The sequence below is a fragment of the Pseudomonas sp. JV245A genome, assembly GCF_032424515.1.
Taxonomy (GTDB): domain Bacteria; phylum Pseudomonadota; class Gammaproteobacteria; order Pseudomonadales; family Pseudomonadaceae; genus Aquipseudomonas; species Aquipseudomonas protegens.
The window spans coordinates 1-244 of the sequence record NZ_VYKE01000658.1; the positions used below are offsets into that span (position 1 = coordinate 1).

Annotated in this window: 1 protein-coding gene; it reads right to left on the reverse strand. The window is 71.7% G+C overall.

The window, feature by feature from the left end:
• A partial coding sequence (locus F6S12_RS33490; protein WP_315870079.1) for an alpha/beta hydrolase occupies positions 1-244 on the reverse strand: 244 nt, incomplete at both ends.

The following is a 244-nucleotide window of genomic DNA, read 5'->3' on the forward strand; positions in this document are numbered from 1 at the left end:
CCAGGCCTTGGGCCTGGGGCAGGATCAGGCCGTCGCCCCACCACAGCGAAGGGCTCGCGGCGGCGTAGTGACGAAACGCCTGGGGCTGGCTGAACAGCGCCTGCAGCACCAGCAGGCCGCCATAGGAGTGGCCCCACAGGGTCTGTTGCGCGGTATCTATCGGTGCCTGGGCCGCCACGGCCGGGCGCATGCGCTCGCGCAGCAGTTGCAGGAAGGCTTGCGCGCCGCCGCTGGGTTGCCCGGT